23 protein-coding genes are annotated in these 24598 nt (G+C 36.6%); 21 read left to right on the forward strand and 2 right to left on the reverse strand.

Annotation, left to right across the window (positions count from 1 at the left end):
- The first annotated feature begins 218 nt into the window (after positions 1 to 218).
- The 11 genes from rbfA to gmhA all read left to right on the forward strand — a co-directional run bounded on the left by rbfA (position 219) and on the right by gmhA (position 13744).
- Positions 219 to 572, forward strand: coding sequence for a 30S ribosome-binding factor RbfA (rbfA, locus tag ABZA26_RS00005; protein ID WP_372712460.1), 354 nt, complete (start codon positions 219 to 221; stop codon positions 570 to 572).
- Positions 573 to 579: 7 nt separating this feature from the next.
- Positions 580 to 2298, forward strand: coding sequence for a single-stranded-DNA-specific exonuclease RecJ (gene recJ, locus ABZA26_RS00010; RefSeq protein ID WP_372712461.1), 1719 nt, complete (start codon positions 580 to 582; stop codon positions 2296 to 2298).
- A 15-nt stretch (positions 2299 to 2313) separates the two neighbouring features.
- On the forward strand, positions 2314 to 3603 hold the full coding sequence (gene tig, locus ABZA26_RS00015) for a trigger factor (RefSeq protein WP_372712462.1): 1290 nt from the start codon (positions 2314 to 2316) through the stop codon (positions 3601 to 3603).
- Between the two features lie 128 nt (positions 3604 to 3731).
- Entirely contained in the window at positions 3732 to 4331 is a 600-nt protein-coding gene (gene clpP / locus ABZA26_RS00020; protein WP_372712463.1) for an ATP-dependent Clp endopeptidase proteolytic subunit ClpP, read from the forward strand.
- Positions 4324 to 5562 (forward strand): ATP-dependent Clp protease ATP-binding subunit ClpX, encoded by a 1239-nt coding sequence (clpX, locus tag ABZA26_RS00025; RefSeq protein WP_372712464.1) that lies wholly within the window; start codon positions 4324 to 4326, stop codon positions 5560 to 5562. Before clpP ends, clpX begins: the two co-directional genes overlap by 8 nt.
- Positions 5563 to 5566: 4 nt before the next feature.
- A complete protein-coding gene (gene lon, locus ABZA26_RS00030) occupies positions 5567 to 7873 on the forward strand; it encodes an endopeptidase La (protein ID WP_372712465.1) in 2307 nt (768 codons plus the stop codon).
- A gap of 45 nt (positions 7874 to 7918) precedes the next feature.
- Positions 7919 to 8416 (forward strand): flavin reductase, encoded by a 498-nt coding sequence (locus ABZA26_RS00035; protein ID WP_372712467.1) that lies wholly within the window; start codon positions 7919 to 7921, stop codon positions 8414 to 8416.
- A gap of 8 nt (positions 8417 to 8424) precedes the next feature.
- On the forward strand, positions 8425 to 9015 hold the full coding sequence (gene yihA, locus ABZA26_RS00040) for a ribosome biogenesis GTP-binding protein YihA/YsxC (protein WP_372712468.1): 591 nt from the start codon (positions 8425 to 8427) through the stop codon (positions 9013 to 9015).
- 303 nt (positions 9016 to 9318) lie between these two features.
- Positions 9319 to 11973 (forward strand): valine--tRNA ligase, encoded by a 2655-nt coding sequence (locus ABZA26_RS00045; protein ID WP_372712469.1) that lies wholly within the window; start codon positions 9319 to 9321, stop codon positions 11971 to 11973.
- A 314-nt stretch (positions 11974 to 12287) separates the two neighbouring features.
- Positions 12288 to 13157 (forward strand): LysR family transcriptional regulator, encoded by an 870-nt coding sequence (locus ABZA26_RS00050; protein WP_372712470.1) that lies wholly within the window; start codon positions 12288 to 12290, stop codon positions 13155 to 13157.
- An 8-nt stretch (positions 13158 to 13165) separates the two neighbouring features.
- Positions 13166 to 13744, forward strand: a complete 579-nt coding sequence (gene gmhA / locus ABZA26_RS00055; protein WP_372712471.1) for a D-sedoheptulose 7-phosphate isomerase — start codon at positions 13166 to 13168, stop codon at positions 13742 to 13744.
- A 22-nt stretch (positions 13745 to 13766) separates the two neighbouring features.
- On the opposite strand, the gene ABZA26_RS00060 is transcribed toward gmhA, so the two are convergent.
- A complete protein-coding gene (locus ABZA26_RS00060) occupies positions 13767 to 14213 on the reverse strand; it encodes a SoxR reducing system RseC family protein (RefSeq protein ID WP_372712472.1) in 447 nt (148 codons plus the stop codon).
- Positions 14214 to 14369: 156 nt separating this feature from the next.
- Between ABZA26_RS00060 and ABZA26_RS00065 the strand changes: the two genes are divergently transcribed.
- From ABZA26_RS00065 to gatB, 10 genes are all read left to right on the forward strand, one after another.
- Positions 14370 to 15149, forward strand: coding sequence for a hypothetical protein (locus ABZA26_RS00065; RefSeq protein WP_372712473.1), 780 nt, complete (start codon positions 14370 to 14372; stop codon positions 15147 to 15149).
- Positions 15150 to 15255: 106 nt separating this feature from the next.
- A complete protein-coding gene (locus ABZA26_RS00070) occupies positions 15256 to 15852 on the forward strand; it encodes a nucleoside triphosphate pyrophosphatase (protein WP_372712474.1) in 597 nt (198 codons plus the stop codon).
- Positions 15846 to 16892 (forward strand): rod shape-determining protein, encoded by a 1047-nt coding sequence (locus tag ABZA26_RS00075; protein WP_372712475.1) that lies wholly within the window; start codon positions 15846 to 15848, stop codon positions 16890 to 16892. Before ABZA26_RS00070 ends, ABZA26_RS00075 begins: the two co-directional genes overlap by 7 nt.
- Before the next feature lie 19 nt (positions 16893 to 16911).
- Positions 16912 to 18522 carry a hypothetical protein gene (locus ABZA26_RS00080; RefSeq protein ID WP_372712476.1) on the forward strand — a complete coding sequence of 537 codons (1611 nt, stop codon included), beginning with the start codon at positions 16912 to 16914 and terminating at the stop codon, positions 18520 to 18522.
- Positions 18519 to 19052 carry an SMC-Scp complex subunit ScpB gene (scpB, locus tag ABZA26_RS00085; protein WP_372712477.1) on the forward strand — a complete coding sequence of 178 codons (534 nt, stop codon included), beginning with the start codon at positions 18519 to 18521 and terminating at the stop codon, positions 19050 to 19052. Before ABZA26_RS00080 ends, scpB begins: the two co-directional genes overlap by 4 nt.
- The gene (locus ABZA26_RS00090; protein ID WP_372712483.1) at positions 19039 to 19740 is read left to right on the forward strand and encodes a pseudouridine synthase; all 702 of its coding nucleotides are present in this window, start codon (positions 19039 to 19041) and stop codon (positions 19738 to 19740) included. Before scpB ends, ABZA26_RS00090 begins: the two co-directional genes overlap by 14 nt.
- Before the next feature lie 6 nt (positions 19741 to 19746).
- Entirely contained in the window at positions 19747 to 20376 is a 630-nt protein-coding gene (locus ABZA26_RS00095) for a haloacid dehalogenase (RefSeq protein ID WP_372712478.1), read from the forward strand.
- 10 nt (positions 20377 to 20386) lie between these two features.
- A complete protein-coding gene (gene gatC / locus ABZA26_RS00100; RefSeq protein WP_372712479.1) occupies positions 20387 to 20677 on the forward strand; it encodes an Asp-tRNA(Asn)/Glu-tRNA(Gln) amidotransferase subunit GatC in 291 nt (96 codons plus the stop codon).
- Positions 20678 to 20807: 130 nt separating this feature from the next.
- The gene (gatA, locus tag ABZA26_RS00105; RefSeq protein ID WP_372712480.1) at positions 20808 to 22265 is read left to right on the forward strand and encodes an Asp-tRNA(Asn)/Glu-tRNA(Gln) amidotransferase subunit GatA; all 1458 of its coding nucleotides are present in this window, start codon (positions 20808 to 20810) and stop codon (positions 22263 to 22265) included.
- A 31-nt stretch (positions 22266 to 22296) separates the two neighbouring features.
- Complete coding sequence (gene gatB, locus ABZA26_RS00110; RefSeq protein WP_372712481.1) at positions 22297 to 23739, forward strand: Asp-tRNA(Asn)/Glu-tRNA(Gln) amidotransferase subunit GatB; 1443 nt, start codon at positions 22297 to 22299, stop codon at positions 23737 to 23739.
- A gap of 62 nt (positions 23740 to 23801) precedes the next feature.
- On the opposite strand, the gene ABZA26_RS00115 is transcribed toward gatB, so the two are convergent.
- Positions 23802 to 24269 carry a DUF2147 domain-containing protein gene (locus ABZA26_RS00115; protein ID WP_372712482.1) on the reverse strand — a complete coding sequence of 156 codons (468 nt, stop codon included), beginning with the start codon at positions 24267 to 24269 and terminating at the stop codon, positions 23802 to 23804.
- Positions 24270 to 24598 lie beyond the last annotated feature (329 nt).

Consider the following 24598-nt stretch of genomic DNA (forward strand, 5'->3'; position numbering starts at 1 on the left):
AGCTTGATTCACTGAAAAGATTCAAAGATGATGCCAAAGAGGTTGTTGCAGGTCAGGAATGTGGACTGAACATCCAAAACTTCAACGACATCAAAGAGGGAGATATCGTCGAAGCTTTTGATATCATTGAAATAAAAAGAACTTTAAAATAAACATAGCAGCAGGAGAATGCATCTTCTGAAGCTTTCTATGGTTATTTAGAGAAAGAGGGTGTTACCATGAAAAAACAAAGAGTTGCTGCAATTGAAAAAGAAATGACAAAAGTAATTTCCAATGTCTTGTTTGGAGAACTAAAAAATCCAAGAATAAAAGGAATAGTTTCTGTCACCCATGTGAGAGTAACCCAGGACCTTAAATTCGTGGATGTCAGCTTTAGTATTCTTCCTATGGCAGGGCAGACAGTAAATAGAGAAGCTGTGTTAAAAGGCCTTAATGAAACAAGAGGATACTTCAGAAAAAGAATCGGGGAAGAGATAAAGATCAGATTTATACCTGAAGTAAGAGTTCATTTAGATGATAGTATAGAACACGCAGTCAAGATTTCTAAGCTACTTAATGAAGTAAAGGAATAGTGGTTGTATGTTGTGGGAATATAGTGATGTGGCGGAGTCCCTTGTGGACTCCAAGTCTCGGGAATGGCATGTTTCAAAATGCCTTTCCAGGCTTCTCCTCAACAGAGGAATAAACACCGATGACAGATTAAAGGATTTCCTCAATCCCCACATTGATAAATTTAGAGATCCTTTTGACTTTGAGAGGATGAATGAAGTTGTCAAAAAAATAGTCGATGCCAAAGAAAAAGGCGAAAAGATTTTTGTCTACGGGGACTATGATGTAGATGGAATAACTGCTGCCACTTTTCTGGTGTTGGTTTTTAGACAGATAGGAATAGACGTGGACTACTATATCCCCAACCGAATGGAAGAAGGGTACGGTCTAGACAGAAAAGCTATCAATTATATAAATAACAAAAAAGGCAGACTTGTCATAACTGTAGACACAGGTGTAAATTCCATAGAGGATGTGGAATATGCCAATAGACTGGGTATAGATGTGATAATAACTGACCACCACAAGATAATCAAGGAAAAAGGCGATGAACAGCTGCTGATAATAAACCCGAAATTCAGTGAGGGATATCAGTTTAAGTTTTTAGCCGGTGCAGGAGTAGCCCTTAAAGTAGCTCAGGCTGTATATATGACTTTAGGTGAAGACCTTGATAAACTGTATCAGTATATTGATATAGTCATGATAGGGACTGTGGCAGATGTGGTGCCTATGATAGATGAAAACAGGATTATTATACGTAAAGGTCTTGAAGTAATAAAGAAAACAAAGGTAAAAGGTCTGATCTACCTCATGAAATATCTGAGGCTTCAGAATAAAGATATAACTACAACAGACGTGAGCTTTTTTATCTCCCCTCTTTTGAACTCTCTCGGGAGAATAGGCACGTCAAAAGTCGGAGCCGACTTTTTTATAAATGAAGACGACTTTGAAATATATAATATCATTGAAGAGATGAAGAAATCCAACAAGAAGAGAAGAGAGCTGGAAAGAAGCATCTTTAATGAAATAGATGATGAGATACAGAATATGGAGGAAAAGAACTTTAAGTATCTTTTTCTGAAATCTTCTAAGTGGCATCCTGGGGTAATAGGGGTAGTGTCATCTAGACTTTCCATAAAATATCATGTCCCTGTGGTCCTTGTGGCAATAAAGGACGGAGTGGGGAAAGCTTCCTGCCGAAGTATAGAAGGAATCAATATTTTTAATATACTCAGAGAAATGGCAGACAAGCTTTTGAGATTCGGAGGCCATGACCTGGCATCTGGATTTATCGCTCGGACCTCTAACCTAGATGAAATAGAAGAGAGGCTCAAAGGGTGTATGGAAATATCAGGCAAGAAAAAGGAAATGAAGACTCTAAGGATAGACGGCACATTTTCTATTGAAAATATAGATGAAAATATGTTAAAAGATTTAGAAAGAGTTTCACCTTACGGATTGGAAAATGAGCATCCTATTTTTCTTGATGAAGGGCTTGAATTTGAAAACCTTAAAAAATTTGGTGTAGAAAACAGGCACTTTAAAGCTTTCATAAAAAAAGACGGCAAGAGATATTCTGCCGTAGCCTTTGATCTAGGATCAAAAATAGACGAAGAGGGATACAAGCTTCAGAGATTTGATGTAGCTTATTATCCTGAAAAAGTATATTATAAAGGTGATGAATCACTGCAGATCAGAATCAAAGATTTCAAGGTAAAAGACGATTTTTATAATATTTTTACACAATAAATAAGGAGGAAATTGATGAATTACGAAATTAAGAAACTTGAAAACTCTACTGTTGAGATCTCTTTAGTACTAGAAGGTGCAGAAGTTAAGGGGTACAAAGCGGAAGTTATAAAAAATCTTGCTGGAAAGGCTGATGTTCCAGGATTCAGAAAAGGTAAAGCACCTGCTTCAGCAATCGAATCTAAATTTAAAGAGGTTATCCAAGAAGAAATAACTGAAAAAGTACTTCAGGCACATTATGAGACTATATTAAAAGAAACAGGAATCAAACCTGTAAACTTTGTAAACTCAGCTGATGTGACTTTAGAAGATGAAAAATATGTAGGGAAATTCCTAGTGGATGTTTATCCTGAATTTGAAGTTGCAAACTACAAAGGATTAGAAGCTGAAAAAGAAACTTTCGAAATGAACGACGAAGTTTTAAACAGCGAAATAGAACTTATGATGGAAAAGGAATCTAAACTTGCAGATGCTCCTGAAGGGTACAAAGCTCAGATGGACGATACTTTAGACCTTGCATTTGAAGGGTTTATAGACGGAGAAGCATTTGAAGGTGGAAAAGCTGATTCTCATATGCTAAAATTAGGTTCTAAAATGTTCATAGGTAACTTTGAAGAGCAATTAGTAGGATATGAAGCAGGACAAGAGGGAGAAGTAAACGTATCTTTCCCTGAAACTTACCATGCACCAAACCTTGCAGGTAAACCAGCTTTATTTAAAGTAAAAGTAAACGCTGTTAAAGTAATGGACAAGCCAGAGCTTAACGATGAATTTGCAAAAGCTCAAGGATTTGAATCTCTAGAGGATCTTAAAGCTAAGAAAACTATAGAGATCAAAGAGAGAGAAGAAGCTAGAACTGTAAACGAGTATAGAGGTAAACTTCTTCAGCAAGTAGTTGACAATACAGATATCGCTCTTCCTAATTCAATGATCGAAAGAGAGATCAAAGGAAGAATTACTGAGATGGAGCAGCAGCTTTCTATGCAAGGTATCGGACTTGACATGTACCTTAAAATGTCAGGAGTTACTATGGAAAAAATGAACGAGCAGCTTAGACCAATGGCAGCTCAAAAAGTTAAATTAGATGTAATCTTAGATGCAATAGCAACTGCTGAAAATATCACAGTTTCAGATGAAGAGCTTGCTGAAAAGATGGAAGAAGTAGCTAAAATGTACGGAATGGATACTGAAAAACTTACAGAAGAGCTTACAAAAGCAGGAAACTTAAACACATTTAAAGAAAATGTAAAAATAGATACTAGAATCCAAAAGACAATGGATTTCATAGTAAATAATGCAAAATAGTTTTTAAACAAGTTTATAGGGCAGATTATTCTGCCCTATAAACTCATACCTAGCTTATTATATAATGAGCAGCTTAAGGGACAAGAGGGTCACTTGTGGCTTTAGCTACTGATTAAGGAGGGATAATAATGTATAATCCAACAGTAATAGAAAACACAGGTAGAGGAGAACGTGCTTATGACATCTACTCCAGACTTTTAAGAGATAGAATCATATTCTTGGGAACTGAAATAGATGACCGTGTAGCTAACTCCATAGTGGCACAGCTTTTGTTTCTAGAAGCCGAAGATGCTGAAAAGGATATTATAATGTATATTAACAGTCCTGGAGGAGTAATCACAGGCGGGATGGCAATTTATGACACAATGAATTATATCAAACCTGATGTACAGACAGTGTGCATAGGACAGGCAGCAAGTATGGGTGCCCTTCTTCTGACTGCAGGAGCTCCCGGGAAGAGGTATTCCCTTGAAAACTCCAGGGTAATGATACACCAGCCTTTAGGCGGAGCCAGAGGACAGGCAACAGATATAGCCATACAGGCAAAAGAGATACTGAAGATGAAAGAACTGACATCTCAGATAATTTCCAAAACCACAGGACAACCTCTTGAAAAGGTAATGGAAGATACTGAAAGAGATAAGTACATGAATCCTTACGAAGCAAAAGAGTACGGATTAATCGATCATGTATTTAAAGGGACAAGAGGTGAGGAGAAAAATGGATAAGGAAACTAGATGCTCCTTTTGCGGTAAAAAAGAGGGAGAAGTGGCGAAACTTATAGCAGGTGTAGGGGGAGCTTTTATCTGCAACGAGTGTGTGGAAGCTTGTGTGGAAATGCTTGATTTTTCAATAGATGCCCTTCCTTACGACAAAGAAGATTTTTCTGAAATAAACCTTCTTAAGCCAAAGGAGATAAAGACAAGTCTTGATGAATATGTAATAGGACAGGAACATGCAAAGAAAGTACTGGCTGTCTCTGTGTATAATCACTATAAAAGGATACTTCACAAAGACAAAAGAGATGAGTCGGAAGTGGAACTTCAAAAGTCAAATATACTACTCATAGGGCCTACTGGTTCAGGAAAGACACTACTTGCTCAGACTCTGGCAAGAACTCTTCATGTACCTTTTGCCATTGCAGATGCGACTACTCTTACAGAGGCAGGTTACGTAGGAGATGACGTAGAAAATGTGCTTGTGAGACTTCTCCAGGCTGCAGACTATGATGTAGATGCAGCAGAAAGAGGAATAATCTATATAGATGAAATAGATAAAATAGCCAGAAAGTCCGAGAATACATCTATAACAAGAGATGTATCAGGAGAGGGAGTGCAGCAGGCACTTCTGAAAATTATAGAGGGTACAAAAGCACAGGTTCCGCCTCAGGGAGGCAGAAAGCATCCTCACCAGGAGTTGATTGAAATAGACACCTCTAACATACTGTTCATAGTGGGGGGGGCCTTTGATGGATTAGATAAGGTCATAAAATCAAGAACTAAGAAAAAAGTAATAGGATTTGGTGCAGACATGAAATCAGATTCTAAAGAATCTGAAGATGAAACACTGGCAAAAGTTCTGCCGGAAGATCTTGTGAAGCATGGTCTTATACCAGAGCTAATAGGAAGACTTCCTGTTTTGACTACTCTTGAAAACCTAAATGAGGATGCCCTTATAAGCATTCTTGTAGAACCTAAAAATGCCATCATAAAACAATATAAAAAGTTCTTTGAATTTGAGGAAGTAGAACTGGAATTTGAAGAGGAAGCATTGAAAAAAATAGCTCATATGGCTATGGAGAGAAAAATAGGTGCAAGGGGACTGAGATCTATACTAGAAAGCACCATGCTCGCACTTATGTATGAAGTGCCGTCAAGTGACGACATAGAAAAAATAATCATAACAGAAGGAGCTGTCAGCAACAGCAAAGAAGCTGTTATTGTAAAAAAGGAGGGGTAACTCAATGATTAGGACACCGTTTATACCCACGAGAGACTTAGTTATCTTCCCGGGAATAATAACTCCACTTTTTGTGGGAAGAGAAATAAGTATAAATAGTCTTGAAAAAGCAATGTTAAATGAAAATAAAATAGTTCTTTGTATGCAGAAGGACTTTCTTAAAGAGGAACCTGAACTTCCAGAAGACGTTCACAGTGTGGGAGTTTTGGCAAATGTTCTTCAAACAGTAAAAATGCCAAATAACACAATCAAGGTACTTGTAGAGGCACAAAAGAGAATCACTTTGAAAAATGTAGTGGAAGAAGATGACTCTTATTTTGCTACATATAAAGTAGTGACAGCTAAGGAGTTAGACCCTGTAGTGGGGAAGGCCCTTTACAGAAAAGTAATTGATATTTTTGAAAAGTATGCAAAAATGAATAGCAGAATTCTTCCTGACCTTATTGCAAACCTAAGAGGTCTTACTGATATTGAAAAGGCTTTTGACCTTATATCTTCAAACCTTCAGGCAACAAGTGAGGAAAAGCAGAGGCTGCTTGAAACTTTTGATACAGAAGAGAGAGGGTACCTCCTCATAGACATCATATCAAAAGAGATCGAAATAGCCGGGATAGAGAAAAAAATAGACAGCAAAGTCAAAGAGAAAATGAACCAGGCTCAGAAATCATATTATCTTAAGGAAAAGATAAATGCTATGAAAGATGAACTTGGGGAGAACTTTGAAGATGATGATATAGCTGAGCTAAAGGAAAAAATAAAAAAAGCTAAGCTTCCTCAGGAGCCTAAAAAGAAAGTGGAAAAAGAACTTTCAAGGCTTACCAAAATGCCTGCTTTTTCTGCGGAATCAACTGTCTCTAGGACTTATATAGAGACTATAGCTGAACTTCCTTGGAACAAGAAAACAAAAGATATCTTAGACGTAAAAAAAGCTCATGAAATATTAGAAGCTGATCATTATGGTCTAAAGGAAGTAAAGGAAAGAATCCTGGAATATCTTTCTGTAAAGAAACTCAATCCTGAAATGAAGGGAAGCATCCTTTGCCTGGTAGGACCACCTGGTGTGGGAAAAACATCCCTTGCAAAGTCAATAGCATCAGCTATGGGGAGAAAATTTGCAAGAGTTTCCCTGGGAGGAGTAAGAGACGAAGCGGACATAAGAGGACACAGAAGAACTTACATAGGTTCTATGCCTGGTAGGATAATAAGAACTCTGAAAGATGCACAGTCTAAAAATCCTCTTGTTCTTTTGGATGAGATAGATAAAATGTCTAATGATTTTAAGGGAGACCCGGCTTCAGCAATGCTTGAAGTCCTAGATCCTGAGCAAAACAAGCATTTTGAAGACCATTATGTAGATATGCCTTTTGATCTTTCAGAGGTATTCTTCATTGCTACAGCAAATGATTTGAGAACTATACCGGCACCCCTTAGGGACAGGATGGATATAATAAGTCTTTCATCATATACTGAATATGAAAAACTTCATATAGCTAAAAGATACCTTATAGAACAGGCTAAAAATGAAAACGGCCTCAATAACATAACACTGGAGCTATCTGACAGAGCTCTCATGAGAATAATAGATGAGTATACGAGAGAAGCCGGAGTAAGAACTCTGAAGAGAGAGATATCAAGACTCTTTAGAAGAATTGCAAAAGAGATAGTGGATACAGATAAGAAAAAAGTAGTTATAAATGTAAAAAATCTGGAAAGATATATGGGTAAAGTAAAGTTCAGACCTGGAAAAATGAGAGAAAAAGAGTATAAGGTAGGAGTCGTAAACGGCTTGGCATGGACTGCAGTAGGAGGTACTACTCTTGAAGTTCAGGGGGTATCCATGCCCGGAAAAGGTAAGCTTTCCCTAACAGGAACTCTGGGAAATGTAATGAAAGAATCAGCTCATGTAGCCTATACTTTTGTAAGATCTAAGGGTAACGAATTCGGAATTGCAGAGTCTGACTTTAACGAAAAGAAAGATATTCATCTTCACTTCCCAGAAGGAGCCACACCAAAAGACGGACCTTCTGCTGGTATCACAATAACTACTGCGATCATATCGATCCTGTCTGGAAGAGGAGTGAGACAGGACCTGGCAATGACAGGTGAGATCACTATAACAGGTGAGGTATTGGCTGTAGGAGGAGTAAAAGAAAAAGTTATAGGGGCTCACAGGGTAGGTATCAGAGAAGTGATACTACCTGCAGAAAACGAGTCTGATATTTCTGAAATACCTTCAGAAGTTTCAAAAGATATGAAATTTAATTTTGTTAAAAACTATGAAGAAGTAGAAAAGTTAGTTTTTAAGCAATAGTAAAAAGGGGAGAATTCCCCTTTTTACATTTGGGAGGCGTGTTTTGTGTTTAAAAAGATAGAAGCGAAAGAACTGGGAAATGTCTTTGATATGGTAGGAAAAGACTGGATGCTCATAACAGCGAAAAACGGAAGCGCAGTGAATACAATGACGGCTTCTTGGGGTGGAATGGGACATCTTTGGAATAAAAATGTGGTATATATATTCGTCAGGCCTGGAAGATATACTTATGAGTTTATTGAAAAGACAGAGGAGTTTACTCTTACATTTTTTCAGGACAAATATAGAGAACAGCTTACATATCTGGGGAAAGTATCTGGACGGGATGAGGACAAGATCAAAAGAACAGGACTCTCTGTAGTTTCAGAGGGGAATTTTCCTTATTTTCAAGAGGGAAAAACAGTTGTCAAGTGCAGAAAGCTATACAAGCAGAGACTGGATAAGGAGTGTTTTTTAGATCCTTCCCTAGAGAACTTTTATAAGAACGATTACCACTACATGTATATAGGTGAAATTGTAGAGGTACTGGAAAAGGAGGTATAGGGGATAAAATGAACATTAAACAAGCGGATTATGTAAAATCAGCGGTATTTGAAAAAGATTATCCAGAGGAAATTGCAACTTATGAGTTTTCATTTGTGGGAAGATCCAATGTAGGGAAATCTTCACTAATAAATAGTATCACAGGCAGAAGAAAATTGGCAAAGACAAGTAAAACTCCTGGAAGGACTCAACTTATAAATTATTTTATTATAAACAAAGAGTTCTTTTTTGTAGATTTACCAGGGTATGGTTTTGCAAAAGTTCCCAAAGCTGTAAAAGAGGAATGGGGAAAAACCATGGAAACATATTTGGCTTCAGAAAGACATAAACTGGTGTTTGTGCTGCTAGATATAAGAAGAATACCTAGTGAAGATGATATAAATATGCTGAAATGGCTTGATCACTATGAGATTCCATTTAGAATTATTTTTACAAAAGTAGATAAACTTTCTAATAATGAAAAATTTAAGAATTTGAAGAATATAAAGAAAAAACTTGTTTTTGAAAATTCAGATGTTTTTTTTCACTCATCTCTTAATCACACAGGTAAAGAAGAAATATTAAATTATGTAGAAAGTGTTTTGAAAAACGGGATATAAAAGACTTTGAAAATAGATAAAAATTTGATATAATTAAAAATAAAAAAAATTATATTTAAATAATTATTTGGAGAGGATACCTTAATTATGCCTAAAAATATATCGGTCACAGTCGTAGTAACGCAAACAAGTTAATATAACTGGGGTAGCTATGACTTAATGGTATAGTTAAATATCTAAAATGCTTATAATTAGAGATTTGTGCAGCTATCTTAGTGATTAAAGGACTAATAATAGCTGCTTTTTTATTGTAAAGGATAAAGTTAAAAATTAAAATTATAAAAAAATTCAGGAGGGACAGTAATGGAAGAGCTAAATAAAGTTTATTCTCCTAAGGAGATTGAGGATAAATGGTATCAGAATTGGGAAAAGAACGGATATTTTTCTGCAACAACAGATGAAGAGAAACCAAATTATTCAATTGTAATCCCACCACCGAATGTAACAGGGATACTTCACATGGGACATGTACTGAATAATACAATTCAAGATACGCTTATCAGATTCAAAAGAATGAGCGGGTACAATACTCTCTGGCAGCCTGGAACAGACCATGCAGGAATAGCAACACAGAATAAGGTAGAAAGAAAACTTGCTGAACAGGGACTCAAAAAAGAGGACCTGGGAAGAGAAAAGTTCCTGGAAGAGGTCTGGGAATGGAAAGAGAAACATGGTGGACTTATAACCAATCAGCTTAGAAAACTAGGGGCATCTCTTGACTGGGAAAGAGAAAGATTTACAATGGACGAGGGACTCTCCAATTCGGTGAAAGAGATATTTGTAAAACTATACAATGACGGTCTGATATACCAGGGTGAATACATGGTAAACTGGTGTCCTAGATGTGGTACGGCTATAGCCGATGATGAAGTGGATCATGAAGAGAAAAAAGGAAGCCTATGGCATATAAAATATCCTATTAAAGATTCAGATGAAGAGTTTGTAATAGCCACTACAAGACCTGAAACAATGCTTGGAGACACAGGAGTAGCTGTAAATCCCAATGATAAAAGATATCAGCATTTAATAGGGAAAACTGTCATTCTTCCACTGGTAGGAAGAGAGATACCTATTTTCGCCGATGAATACGTGGACATGGAGTTTGGAACAGGTGTAGTAAAAATGACTCCTGCCCATGACCCCAATGACTTTGAGATCGGAAAAAAGCATAATCTTGCAATTATAAATATAATGACAGAAGATGGAAAAATAAATGAGCTGGGAGGAAAATACCAGGGGCTTGACAGATTTGAAGCGAGAAAAGTAATAGTGGAAGACCTTAAAAATGAAGGGATTCTTGTAAAAACAGAAGATCACGTACATAAAGTTGGAGGATGCTACAGATGTGATACAGTAGTGGAACCTAGAGTATCTAAACAGTGGTTTGTAAAAATGAAACCCCTTGCTGAAAAAGCACTGGAAGTAGTAAGAAACGGACAGGTGAAAATAGTCCCTAAAAGATGGGAAAAAGTTTACTATAACTGGCTTGAGAATATAAGAGACTGGTGCATCTCAAGGCAGATATGGTGGGGACACAGAATTCCGGCTTATTACGGTCCGGATAATCATATGTTTGTAGCTAGAAATCCTGAAGAGGCAGCACAACAGGCAGAGGCACACTATGGTAAAAAAGTGGAATTGACTCAGGAAACAGATGTACTTGATACTTGGTTTTCGTCTGCATTATGGCCTTTTTCTACTCTCGGATGGCCTGATAAAACCAAAGAACTAGAGATGTTCTACCCTACTGCCACTCTTGTAACAGGAGCAGATATACTTTTCTTCTGGGTGGCCAGAATGATAATGATGGGCCTTTATGAAATGGAAGAGATACCTTTTGAGACTGTATATCTTCATGGAATTGTAAGAGATGAAACTGGTAAAAAAATGTCTAAATCTCTTGGTAACTCACCTGATCCGTTGAAGTTGATAGATGAATACGGAGCAGATGCAATAAGATTTACAATGCTTTACAACACGTCTCAGGGTCAGGATGTACATTTTTCTGAAAAGCTGATAGAGATGGGTAGAAACTTCGCAAACAAAACGTGGAACGTGTCGAGATTCGTACTTATGAATCTTGAAGGTTTTGATATAAAGTCAGTAGATAAAAACCAACTGAAACTTGAACTGGTTGACAAGTGGATATTTTCAAAATTCAACAGAACAGCAAAAGATGTAGCTGTAAAATTAGACAGAAATAACCTTGATGAAGCTGCCAAGTCTGTATATGAATTCCTAAGAGGAGATTTTTGTGACTGGTATGTAGAGATGGCCAAGGTGAGACTTTATAATGCCGAGGATGAGGTTTCAAAGAAAACTGCCCAGTATGTGCTATGGACAATTTTGGAATCGTCTCTCAGACTTCTTCACCCTTTCATGCCTTTCCTAACAGAGGAGATCTGGCAAAAGCTAGGAGCAGAAGGAGAAACTATAATGCTTCAGAATTTTCCTATATGCCAGGATGAGCTTGTAGATGAAGAATCTGAAAAAGATTTTGAATATATTCAGACAGTAATATCTTCTGTAAGAAATATAAGAGCCGAAATAGGGATATCTCCAGCCAAGCCGGTAAACATGATAGTAAGGACTTCTGACGCAGCTGAATTAAAGGCGCTCAAAGACAACAGAGGATTCCTGGTAAATCTTGCTAAGCTCGAAACCCTTGAGGTAGGAGAAAATCTGGAAAAGCCTAAACAGGCCGGATTCAGAGTAGCTAAGAATTCTGAATTATACATTCTTTTGGCAGGGCTCCTAGATGCTGAAACAGAGATAAGTAAAATAAATGCTCAGATAGAAAAAATCCAAAAAGATCTGGATAAAGTGACAGGGAAGCTTTCAAATGAAAAATTTACATCTAAAGCTCCTGCACAGATAATAGAGAGAGAGCAGAGAATTCAAAAAGAGTATCAGGATAAGATAGATAAGCTTCAAGAAAATCTTAAAAACTTTTTATAATTAGATAAACAAAGTATCCGGTATAAATGCCGGATACTTTGTTTGCCTCTATAGAACTTGTAAAAAACTTACAAAAGAAGCTGGTATAATGAGCTTAAAGATGAGGAACTATTTAAAAATAAAATAATTAATATTATTTTTATAACAGGATATATTATTATTTTTTGTAAGTTCTTTTATTGACTTTTAAATCATGTTTTTTTATCAGAATCAGGGGATAAAACTTTGTAAGATTTTATTAAATATATAGTGAAAATTATTAAAATATATGATAGAATTATAATAAAGATTAAATTTGATAGGGAGTGAGTATATTGGATTTACATTATCTAAGAATATTTCATGAGGTTGCAAAGGAAAGAAGTTTCACTAAAGCAGCAAATAAATTGTATATAAATCAATCTGCAGTTTCTATTCAGGTTAAGAAATTTGAGGAACTTTTAAATACAAAACTCTTTGACAGAAGTTCTAAAAAAATAAAACTGACATATTCTGGAGAAGTTCTTTATAAAATGGCTGAAGAGATCTTCCAAAAAGTAAAGAGAGCCGAAAAAGAGATGACCAGGATAATAGAGCTAGATAAGGCGAAGATATCCATAGGAGCAACATCTACAGTTGGAGAACCTCTTATTCCTAAGCTTATGAAAGGTTTTTCCAAAGTTCATTCAGAAATCGAATATGATATATTCTTTTCTGATAAACAAAGACTACTTAAGAGCCTAAAAGAAGGAGAACTTGATGTCATAATAATCGACGAAGAGCACATAACAGATCCCAATCTAGAGGTAATAGAAGTAGATAAATTTCCATATGTACTTGTAAGTAAGGATGATTACAGAGATATAGAGGATGTAACCAATACTCCTCTTATATCAAGGAAGACTATTCCAAACAACAACGAGGCTATAGCATCTCTTGAGAATAAATATAAAATCTCTTTTGATAATCAGATTTCAGTTATGGGAAGTCTAGAGACAATAAAAGGAATGGTGAGAGAGGGAGTAGGAAACGTAATTCTTCCATATTATTCAGTTTATAAAGAGGTGGAATCTGGAGAGTTTAAAATAATAGAAAAAATAGAAGAGGTAGAAGACGCTTATCAGATAGTTATAACTAAAGATAAGAGAACGCTTCTTGAAATAATAAAATTTATAAACTTTACTCAAAACTTTAAAATTATATAGGAGGAGTTATGAAACTTATTGATTCATACATAAAAACTTATAATCTTCTGGAGAGGTTCATAAAGGAAGAGGAAAAATCTAATATAACTGAAAAAGTAGCCAGAGATCTCGCTGAAGCTTTTGAGAATGGGAACAAGGCTCTTATATGTGGTAACGGCGGAAGCAACTGTGATGCCTTACACTTTGCAGAGGAGTTTACAGGGAGATTCAGAGGTGACAGAAGAGCCCTTCCAGCCATATCCCTTTCAGATTCATCGCACATAACCTGTGTGGGGAATGACTATGGATTTGACTATATTTTTTCCAGAGGTGTAGAGGCCTACGGGAAAGAGGGAGATTTTTTTATAGGAATATCAACAAGCGGAAATTCTGAAAATGTAATAAAAGCAGTGGAAGCAGCTAAAAAACTCGGGTTAAAAACATGCCTTCTTTTGGGTAAAGACGGAGGAAAGCTAAAGGGAATGTGTGACTATGAGTTTATAATTCCAGGAGAAACTTCAGACAGAATACAGGAGATCCATATGATGATACTTCATATTATCATAGAGGGTGTAGAAAAAATAATGTTTCCAGAAAACTATAAATAAAAAAGAGCCTTAAGGCTCTTTTTTATTTATCCAGTGAACAGCTGTCAATCTCATTGTCCATATCAGGCTTGTCTACACTGATTACTTTTATCTTCTGGTCTATCAGTTTTTCTCCACGTTTCTTATCAAAAAAGTATATGAAACCGAAGGAGATTGCTAAAAATAAAAAACTCATAAGAACTCCCTGCCCTTCACTGAAGCCTAATTCTTGACCTATAAAATATCCTGCCATCATAAAGATGATAGGCATAAGGTAAACCAATGCAGCAATATTCAGCAGAGATGAGTCTTCTATCTCAAAGGTAACAATATCCCCTATAGTTAAATGCCTGTCATATTTAAAGGAAAAAGTCGACCCCATCTTGCTGCTAGAACTACATCCCGAGCAATGGGCACATGCACTGTCTCTATACAGATGAACCTTTATACGATCGTTATTTATCTCCTCTATAATCCCTTTATTTATCATAAGATACCACCTTTAAATTTAATAGTTATTCTTTGATGTTACTGACCTATAAATTATATCACAGGAGTGCTTCTTTGTAAAAGGAGCATAGGAATATACCTTGAAAAGTAAAGGTGGATATGATAAGATTAGAGTAAAAGTTTTGAGGGGGTAAGTGTGGAAAAAGCTAAGGATAATAAAGAGAAAAAACTAATAACTCTTTCTATATCTTTGTTTTTTTTATATCATTTTATAAGAGGTAAATTTTTTTTTGAAAGTCAGATTTTTGAAATGCTTTACACAATTTTCGGAGTGTACTATTTTTTTCTGATTGTATATCCGCTTCTTATATCTTATTCTTTCTCACTAGAGGACAGTAAAAGTAAAATGGTTCTGAAAACGCGTCTTTTATTCACAGTCCTATTTTTCTTCTTTTGTACCCTCATAGTGGTGATGTTCCAGATGAGGGAATATAATTTTGAAGGAGTCAGACTGGAAAAGCAGCTTATAAAAATATCCTGGGCAGAAGATGAGCTAGGAGGACTGGCCACCATGCTCATAGATTTGTTGTATTTTAATTTTGAAAAACTTCATCTTTATATTTTTTCCAGTTTATTTATATTCATATCTTCCTTTTTTATTTTTGGTAGTTCGGTGAAAAACTTTATAAAGAGCATCGGAAATATAAAAAATTTTTATAGAGATAAAAAAGAGCTTATAAAAAGAGAAAGAGAGCTAGAAGAAAAGATCAACATAAAGGAGAGCATCGAAAAAGAGATGCTCATAAAAAAAGAGAAATATTTAAAAGAAAAAGAGCGTAAAATAAGAGAAAAGGTGAAAGAGGTGCTTGAAGACGGATCACAAGGAAATCCAACAGAACTTCAGGTGCAGGCAACCGCATCCAGTGTAGAGTCAGTCTCAGGAGACGAGGTAGACAGACCTGATAAAGAAGCATAGTCCACCTGTTAATTTAAATGGATATTATGCCAGAGGACGACAGATAAACAGGGATAATCTTGTAAAAAAGATAAAACCGATTATAGATAAGGGGAAGATGAAGTAAATGATATTAGCATCTAAATCACCGAGAAGAAAAGAGATATTGGAAGGTTTCGGTTTCAAACTGGAAATTCTGACTTCAAGTATAGAGGAAGTGAGTGATAAGGAAGGGCTTTTGGAACAGATAATGGATATTTCAAGAAAGAAATCTTTGGAAATTTCTGAAAACAGAAAAGAGAGCTATGTATTATCTGCAGACACCGTAGTTGTCTTAGACGGCAATATACTTGGAAAGCCAAAGGATGAGGATGAGGCCTTTGATATGCTGAATTCTCTTTCAGGTAGACAGCACAAAGTTCTCACGGCGTATACACTGATAAACTCTCAAAAAGGAATAGACTTTACAAGTTATGATTCAACTGAAGTATATTTTAAAGAACTTTCAGAAGATGAGATAAGGTGGTATATCTCTACCGGCGAATCTATGGATAAAGCCGGAGCCTATGGTATACAGGGCAAGGGGGCAGTACTGGTAAAAAAAATAGAAGGGGACTTTTTCAATGTGATGGGATTCCCGATTAGCAAATTTTACGACGATTTGAAAAAACTGGATTTAGATATAGATGAATTAAATAAAACTATAGAGGTGGAAAAATGTTAAAATTTATAAACAAAGCACTAGGAATGTTTTCAGAAGATTTAGGAATAGATTTAGGTACTGCAAATACTCTGGTTTGTGTAAAAAATAAAGGTGTCGTGCTTAATGAGCCCTCTGTAGTGGCGATAAATAACAAGACTAAAGAAATATATGAAGTCGGGGAAAAAGCCAAGAGAATGATCGGGCGTACCCCTTCGGTGATAGATGCAATAAGGCCTCTTAAAAACGGTGTTATAGCAGACTATGAAGTAACTGAAAAGATGCTCCGTGAATTTTATAAAAAAGTTCACAAAAGAAAATTTCTTGCAAATCCAAGAGTTGTAATCTGTGTTCCTGCAGGGGTAACCCAGGTAGAAAAAAGGGCGGTTATTGATGTGACCAGAGAAGCAGGAGCCAGAGAAGCTTATCTTATAGAAGAGCCAATGGCAGCTGCAATAGGTGCAGGACTGAATATATTTGAGCCTGAGGGTAACCTTATTATAGATATAGGGGGGGGAACCACTGAAATAGCAGTAATATCTCTGGGAGGAATTGTCAAGACATCATCCCTGAGAGTGGCAGGGGACAAATTTGATGCTGCAATAGTGCAGTATGTGAGGCAAAAGCATAACCTTCTTATAGGGGAGAAAACTGCTGAAGAGATAAAGGTAAATGTAGGAAGTGCAATAGATCTGGAAGAGGAACTTACAATAGAGGTAAGCGGAAGAAATGTCCTGAACGGACTGCCTAAAAACATATCTGTTAATTCTTCGGAAATAAGAGAAGCCTTAGAGGAAATGATTCATCAGATTATAGAGGAAGTAAAAGTTATATTGGAAAAAACCCCTCCGGAGCTCTCGTCTGATATAAAAAGAAAAGGGATAGTCCTTGTAGGAGGAGGAGCCCTCATAAGAGGAATAGATAAGAAAATTTCAGATGCCCTACATCTCGATGTACAGATAACTGAAAATCCATTAAATGCAGTGGTAATGGGAATAGAAGAATTGCTGAAGGATTTTGAAAAATACAGAGAGGTCATTATTTCTCCAGAAACAGATTATTAAGTTTATGTAGGAGAAGCCTATGAAAAAAATATTATTACTTTATATATTGATGTCAGTATTTCTCTACGGGGAGTTTTTAAGCACAAACGGAGAGGTAAGTTTTTTCTATGATACTGAAATGCAGAGGCTCCATAGCATAAAGGGAAATGTTTTTGACTCTCCCGCTATATCCCAGATAGATATAGGGATTATGTTTGGCAAAAATATTTATCTCTTGAAGGATCATGTCTCCGGGGTAGAACTCATAGAAGGAACCGGCATACTTTCCATCAAAAGCAGAATAGAGGGAGTGAATGTAAATACGTATATATTTCCCTCTTCTGACGAGAAAAAAAAGTTATATATTATAAATGAGTTTCTGAATCCAATGGAGACAAAGGATATCCAGGTACTATACAGGCTCATTCCATACAGGGATACCGGCATACTTGGATATCTTCCCCATAAGAGTTATTACACTTATGATGGAGTGAGATTTAAATCACTGAACAACGGTTCAGGACTCTATATATCAAATGATGAATATCTTGATGTCTTTAAATTTCGTCAGGTGAAAGACAAAGATGTGAAGTATCAGGAGGACAAACTTTTTTTTGTTACCAAAATTGTGGATAAAAAGGAAAAAAGTTATGACATTGTAGCCTTGGATTTTTCTAAGAATGAATGGCCTAATAAAGTAGTCTTCAGTGCTGAATCCCTAAAAGAGGAGTATCAGTCGTGGGGAGAGTGGAACTGGGATTTCAAAAGATATTCGAAGGATATAGAGGTGCAGCTTTCTCATCTGAAAATGCTGACAGACGTCGAAAAAATCCCGGCATTTGTATATTATGGGAAAAGTACAGAAAGTATCTCTACAAATCTTAATCTGGCAACAATACTTTCTATATACGGAAAATCAAAGGAGAGCAGAGAGGTTCTTCAGGATTATAAATTTAAGAGGAAAAACAGTCCTGAGGACGTGGCTGTTTTACTCTCACTCTTTAAAAGCTGGGAGTTTTCAACAGATCCATTTGACAACTCTAAATTTTTGATGAAAGTGTATCCTGTAATAATGAGAACTTTGTCTGGTATAGATTCTGATGGTAAGTTTGACGGAGGAAGCGAAGAGATAGGACTTTATTACAACCTTATAGCTCTCATGGAAGAGCTTCTGGAAAACTCTCTGGATATAAAAAATCTTCCCAGAGAACTGATACTGGAGAAGCTGGGAAAAGTAAAGAATTATGTAGACATAAATTTTATAACTCCTGACGGTATAAAGGATACCCCTAAATCTACAGAGGTAAATCCCAGAAATATAAAATTTATAGATATTTACCCTGAAAGCTCCAAAAGTATTTTTGTCCAGGAGGAGTTTGAAAAGTATTATAATAAAAGGCTGGGTTATCTTGTCCTGGAAGGAGAGCCTTTTATGGATTTGGAGTACAACCTTAACTTTGCACAGGTTCTCTACAACAACTCTTTTGAAACTGAGGGTGAGAGATTATACAGAAGAATAAGAGAAGTAGTTGTAAAAAATAAAAATTACCTGGCACCTGAGATGTATACAAGGGAAAAAAATGAGGCAGGTATATACGGAAACCTGATATACTTATATTTGCTGACAAATTATTACAGGGGGATAGAATGAATCTAAAACTATACTTAGAATCCATACTGCTCTTGTCTGGAGACGAACTTAAAATTTCAGAACTCTGTAAATTTTTTAGAAAAGATCAACAAGAGATTACTAAAATATTGAATGAGATAAAAGATGAGAGAAAAAACAGTGGAATAAATGTGGAGATAGAAGGGGAAAATATCTATCTGATAACTAATCCAGCCAGCGGAGAGATAGTACATAAATTTTTTAATCAGGAATCAAAACCGAAGAAACTTTCCGGTGCAGCTCTGGAAACACTGTCTATAATAGCTTACAGGCAGCCTGTTACCAAGAGTGAGATAGAGGGGATAAGGGGTGTATCTGCAGAAGGTGTCATCCAAAATCTAGAGGACAAGAAACTGATAAGAGTTTGCGGAAAAAAAGATAGCGTAGGGAGACCAAATCTATATGAGGTAACCGATAGGTTTTTTAGCTATCTGAAGATAAACTCTATAGAGGAACTCCCAAATTATGATGAGGTGAAAAGGCACATTGAAAGAGAAAATGAGGATAAATAAATATCTTGCTTCTATTGGAGTAGCATCTAGAAGAGAGATAGACAGACTGGTAGAAAATGGGTCTGTGAAAGTAAATGGTGCCATGGCAACTCCAGGAATGCAGGTGTCTGAGTCAGATACAATAGAGATAAACGGAAAGAAAATTCAGAAAAAAACCGGAAAAAAACTGTATTTCATGCTCAATAAACCTGTAGGAGTAATCAGTGCAGCAAAAGATGACAGGGGAAGAAAAACCGTGGTGGATCTGATAAATTGTAAAGAGAGAATCTATCCTGTTGGAAGACTTGACTTTGATACAGAAGGGCTGATTCTTTTGACCAATGACGGAGATTTCTTCAACAAAATAATGCATCCTAAATCTGAGGTATACAAAGAGTATCATGCAGATGTTATGGGCAGAGTAAATAAACTGGAGATAGACAAGCTAAAAAGAGGGGTCAGGTTAGAAGACGGAATGACTCTTCCTGCCAAAGTAGAACTGCTAGATTCTTCTCATGAAGCATCAAAACTGAGAATAACCATCAGAGAAGGTAGAAATCGTCAAATAAGAAGGATGTGCAAGGCAGTAGGACACCCTGTGACCCACCTGAAAAGGGAGAAGATAGGCGAATTAAGCCTTGGAGACTTGAAAAAAGGAGGATTCAGAGAGTTGTCAAAAAAAGAGGTCGAGTATCTGTACTCTCTGTAAAAAATTATGAAAAAAAGAATTTTTCTAGTGGATTTTGACAGAACAATAACTGACAGAGATACGACGGATACCATTTTAGAGAGATACAATCCTAAGCTACTAGCAGATACCCGTAAGAGATTTCATAAGGGGGAAGTGGATATAAAGAGGTATCTTCAAATCCTTGTAGAATCCCTTTCTTTAACAGAAAAAGAGTTTGAAGAGGAGATCTCTGTGGGAATAGAGATAGATTCTTTTTTTAAGGATTTTTTTCAAATGGAAAATGAAATCAGAATTGTAAGTGCCGGTACTTATCACAATGTGATGTCAAACCTGAAAAAAGCTGGCATTGAATTTCCAGAGGAGCATATCTATTCAAACATTTTGAAATTTCACGGGAAGAAGATAAGCGTAGAATTCCCAGATGCCGATTCTTTTGAGGGGATATGCAAAAGAAGAGTGGTAGAGAAGTATAAGAGGGAGTATGAAGAAGTGGTATTTATAGGGGATGGTTCATCGGACTATCACGGAGCTTCAAGGGCACACAGGGTCTTTGCTAAAAAAGGCCTTAGACTTGAGGAATACTGCCTTGAAAATAATATCGACTACACTCCATACGAAAGTTTTGAAGAGATAATTAAAATTTATAATATATAGGAGGATAAAGATGTCTTTAACCAGAGAAGAAGTTTTGAAAGTGGCTAAACTTGCCAGACTTGAATTTAAAGATGAAGAGATACAAAAATTTCAGATACAATTAAATGACATATTGGGATACATAGATATTCTAGATGAAGTGGATACAGAGGGAGTAGAACCTCTGATTCAGATAAATGAAGGAGTGGGGAAACTCAGAGAGGATGAAGTAAGAAAATCCTTTACTGTGGAAGAGGCTCTGAGAAATGCTCCTCAGTCAGAATCCGGCACTGTAATAGTACCAAAAGTTGTGGGAGAATAATGTTTTTGTTCTTTTGAGAATTTAAAATTATTCAATAGAAATTTAAAAAATTGATTATTACATAAAAATATTCTTCAGATTTTTTTTGAAAATAGATAAACCGTAAACAAAAGAGGAGGAAAAATATCTTATGGATAGATTTTATAAGCTTACTGCTTTTGAAATAAAAGAAAAAGTCTCCAAGGGAGAGATAAAAGCGGTAGATGTGATCGCTGATATTTTTGACAGGATAGAAAAAACTGAAAGTAAAATAGATAGTTTTGTTTCCTTGAGAAAAGAAGGCGCCCTGGAAGATGCCAGGAGAATAGATGAAAAAGTAGCCAATGGAGAAAAACTGGGAGCCCTTGCAGGGGTACCTGTGGCTTTAAAGGACAACATGGTGTCTTATGATGAACCTTCGTCATCTTGTTCGAAGATATTAGAGGGATATATAGGGGTATATGATGCTACAGTAGTAAAAAAGATAAAAGAATCAGATGCAATAATAATAGGAAAAACAAATATGGACCAGTTTGCAATGGGTTCTTCTACGGTAACTTCATGCTATAAAAAGACAAAAAACCCTTGGGATCTGGAAAGAGTTCCTGGAGGGAGCAGCGGAGGATCAGCAAGTGCTGTAGCTGCACAGCAGGCTATAATAACTCTCGGATCAGATACCGGCGGGAGTATCAGGCAACCGGCATCATTCTGCGGGATAGTGGGACTAAAGCCTACATATGGAAGAGTTTCGAGATATGGTCTTATGGCATTTGCATCTTCACTGGATCAGATCGGGCCGTTTACCAAGACTGTAAAAGATGCTGCTCTATGCATGAATGTAATTGCTGGATCAGATGACTATGATTCTACAGTCCAAGATGTGGAAGTTCCTGATTATACGACTTTCCTTACAGGAGATGTAAAGGGAATGAAAATAGGAGTTCCAAAGGAATATTTTGTAGAGGGAATGAAACCTGAAGTTGAAAAAGCTGTAAGAGATGCAATGGAGAAATTTAAAGAGATGGGTGCTGAGATTGTGGATATATCCCTTCCTCACACTAAATACGGAGTCTCAGCATACTATATAATTGCTCCTGCAGAAGCAAGTTCAAACCTTGCCAGATTTGACGGAGTGAGATACGGACACAGAAGTGAAGATTACAAGGGTGTGGAAGATCTCTATTTTAAATCAAGAAGTGAAGGTTTCGGAGACGAAGTAAAAAGAAGAATAATGATGGGAACCTATGTACTGAGTGCAGGTTTTTATGATGCATACTACAAAAAAGCACAAAAAGTCAGAAGGCTTATGAAGGAAGAGTTTGACAGGGCCTTTGAAAATGTGGATATCATACTGACTCCTACTGCCCCAAGTGCAGCATTTAGACTAGATGATGAAAAGACTCCACTTGAGATGTACTTAGAAGATGTATTTACAATTCCGCTTAATATGGCTGGACTTCCTGGAATATCAGTACCTGCAGAAGTGGTAAATGGTCTTCCTGTAGGGATACAGATAGTCGGAAAGCCATTTGGTGAGGGAGATATCTTAAGAGCTGCTGATGCCTTTGAAAAAGCAAGAGGAGAATGGGAATTTCCGGAGTTTGAATAATAACAAAAGAGGAATGGAGGTTTAAATATACATGGCTAGAGAATGGGAATCGGTAATTGGACTGGAAGTTCACTTGCAGTTGAAAACAGGGACTAAAGTATGGTGTGGATGTAGTGCAGACTATGACAACTCAGCACCGAATACTCATACATGCCCGATCTGCCTTGGACATCCGGGAGCACTTCCAAAATTAAACAGAAAAGTTGCAGAGTACGGAGTAAAGGCGGCACTTGCACTAAACTGCAGAATAAATAATGAGAGCAGATTTGACAGAAAAAACTATTTTTATCCTGACCTTACAAAGGGATATCAGATAACTCAGTTTGATGTACCCTATGCAGAAGAAGGGTATATAGATGTAAAACTTAATTCTGGAAAAGAAAGCAGAGTGGGTATCACCAGGATACAGATAGAAGAAGATACAGGGAAATCAATCCATGCAGGAGAGGAATCTTTTATTAACTATAACAGAGCCTCTATACCTCTGATCGAAATCATATCAGACCCGGATATCAGAAGCTCGGAAGAGGCCTATGAGTATCTGAACCTCCTTAAAACTGCCATAAAATATACAGGGATAAGTGACGTATCCATGGAACTGGGATCTCTCAGATGTGATGCAAATATCTCTGTAAGACCAAAAGGCCAGGAGAAATACGGTACAAGAGTAGAGGTGAAAAATCTAAACTCATTTAAGGCTGTGGCAAGAGCCATAGATTACGAGATAGGGCGACAGATAGAAGAGATAGAAAATGGCGGAATAATCAATCAGGAAACAAGGCTTTGGGATGATGAGTCTCAGGTAACCAGAATTATGAGAAGTAAAGAGGAAGCCATGGACTACAGGTACTTCCCGGAACCTGATCTCGGGGTACTCTATATATCTGATGAACTTGTAGAGAAAATCAGAGGAGAGATGCCGGAATCCCAAATAGATAAGGTGAAAAGATTTATAAGTCAGTATGGTCTTTCTGAATATGATTCAAAAATACTTTGTGACGAGATAGAACTTGGGGATTATTTTGAAGCGGCTGCAAAGGTCGCAGGGAATCCAAAGACAACAGCCAACTGGATAATAACAGAGGTACTGAGAGTACTAAAAGATACCCAAAAGTCTATAGAGGAGTTTGAGATCTCTCCAGAGCACCTGGGAGAAATAGTAAAACTCATAGGTAACGGAGCTATTTCGGGGAAAATAGCCAAGAAACTTTTTGAAATAAAACTCACAGATAACAGAGCTCCTGAAGAGATAGTAAAAGCAGAGGGGCTGGCACAGGTAGCTGACGAAGGTGCCATTGAGACTATGGTAGATGAGGTTCTTGCAAACAATGCAAAACTTGTGGAAGACTACCACAATGCCGATGAAGGCAGAAAGCCGAGAGTTCTTAAGGGACTTGTAGGTCAGGTTATGAAAGCATCTAAGGGTAAGGCAAATCCTCAGATGGTAACGGATCTTCTGACAAAAAAATTATAGTAACGAAAAAGGGTTCCCTTGGGGAATCCTTTTCATTTATATTGCTGTTTTAAATTCTTAATTTATTTGGGAAGATTATATTTTTCAAGGTCTGTGACACGGGAACACTTTTGGGAATATCCGAGAATTCCCCAGGGATCAAGAGAACCTCTTAATCTTAAGAGATTTTTTTCATATAATTCAGCCTTCCCGTAGTATTTTTTACCATTCCAAGAGTCATATACCCATCCTCCTTTTAAAACATTACTGTTTTCAGGATCGGTGTGCATGTCACCAACTACTTTTAAATCCATGACTTCTCTATTTCTGAGGAGAGGATCAGGATTTTTTCTGTCTATCTGAATTTTTCCTTCCATAGGGTCTCCCGCTGGGTATAGGGGGTCCTTCAGCCACACCACGTGACCTGAAAATTCTCTGTTTTCCTGAGTGATGAGTATTATAGTTTTGCCTGATGGGATGAGCCAGTATCCTTCAAAAGACTTACCCATTATATTTATTGATAAGATTATAAAAATCAAAAGTCTTGTCATTAGAGAACCCCTTTAGATATTGTGTTTTTTTCTAGAAATTTATATGAATTATTGAATTTATACGAAATCTGTTACTTTTCCTTGATGAAAAGTAACCAAAAATCAAGGCCTGTGAAAAATAAGCTAAATGCCTTCGGAAATCTAAGAAAAAATCGAAACTCGCTTCGCTCAGACATAGATTTTTTCTAAAGATTTCTCTCAGTCATTCCTAACGCTTATTTTATCAATGGCCGAAATATTCAAAACATTTTTAGCACAATAAATTAAAGAATAACCATGCGCATGCATTTTATTTAGGCTGATATCTTTTTTCTGCCTTTGAATTTTCA

It is taken from the genome of Ilyobacter sp., assembly GCF_041583315.1.
GTDB lineage: Bacteria > Fusobacteriota > Fusobacteriia > Fusobacteriales > Fusobacteriaceae > Ilyobacter.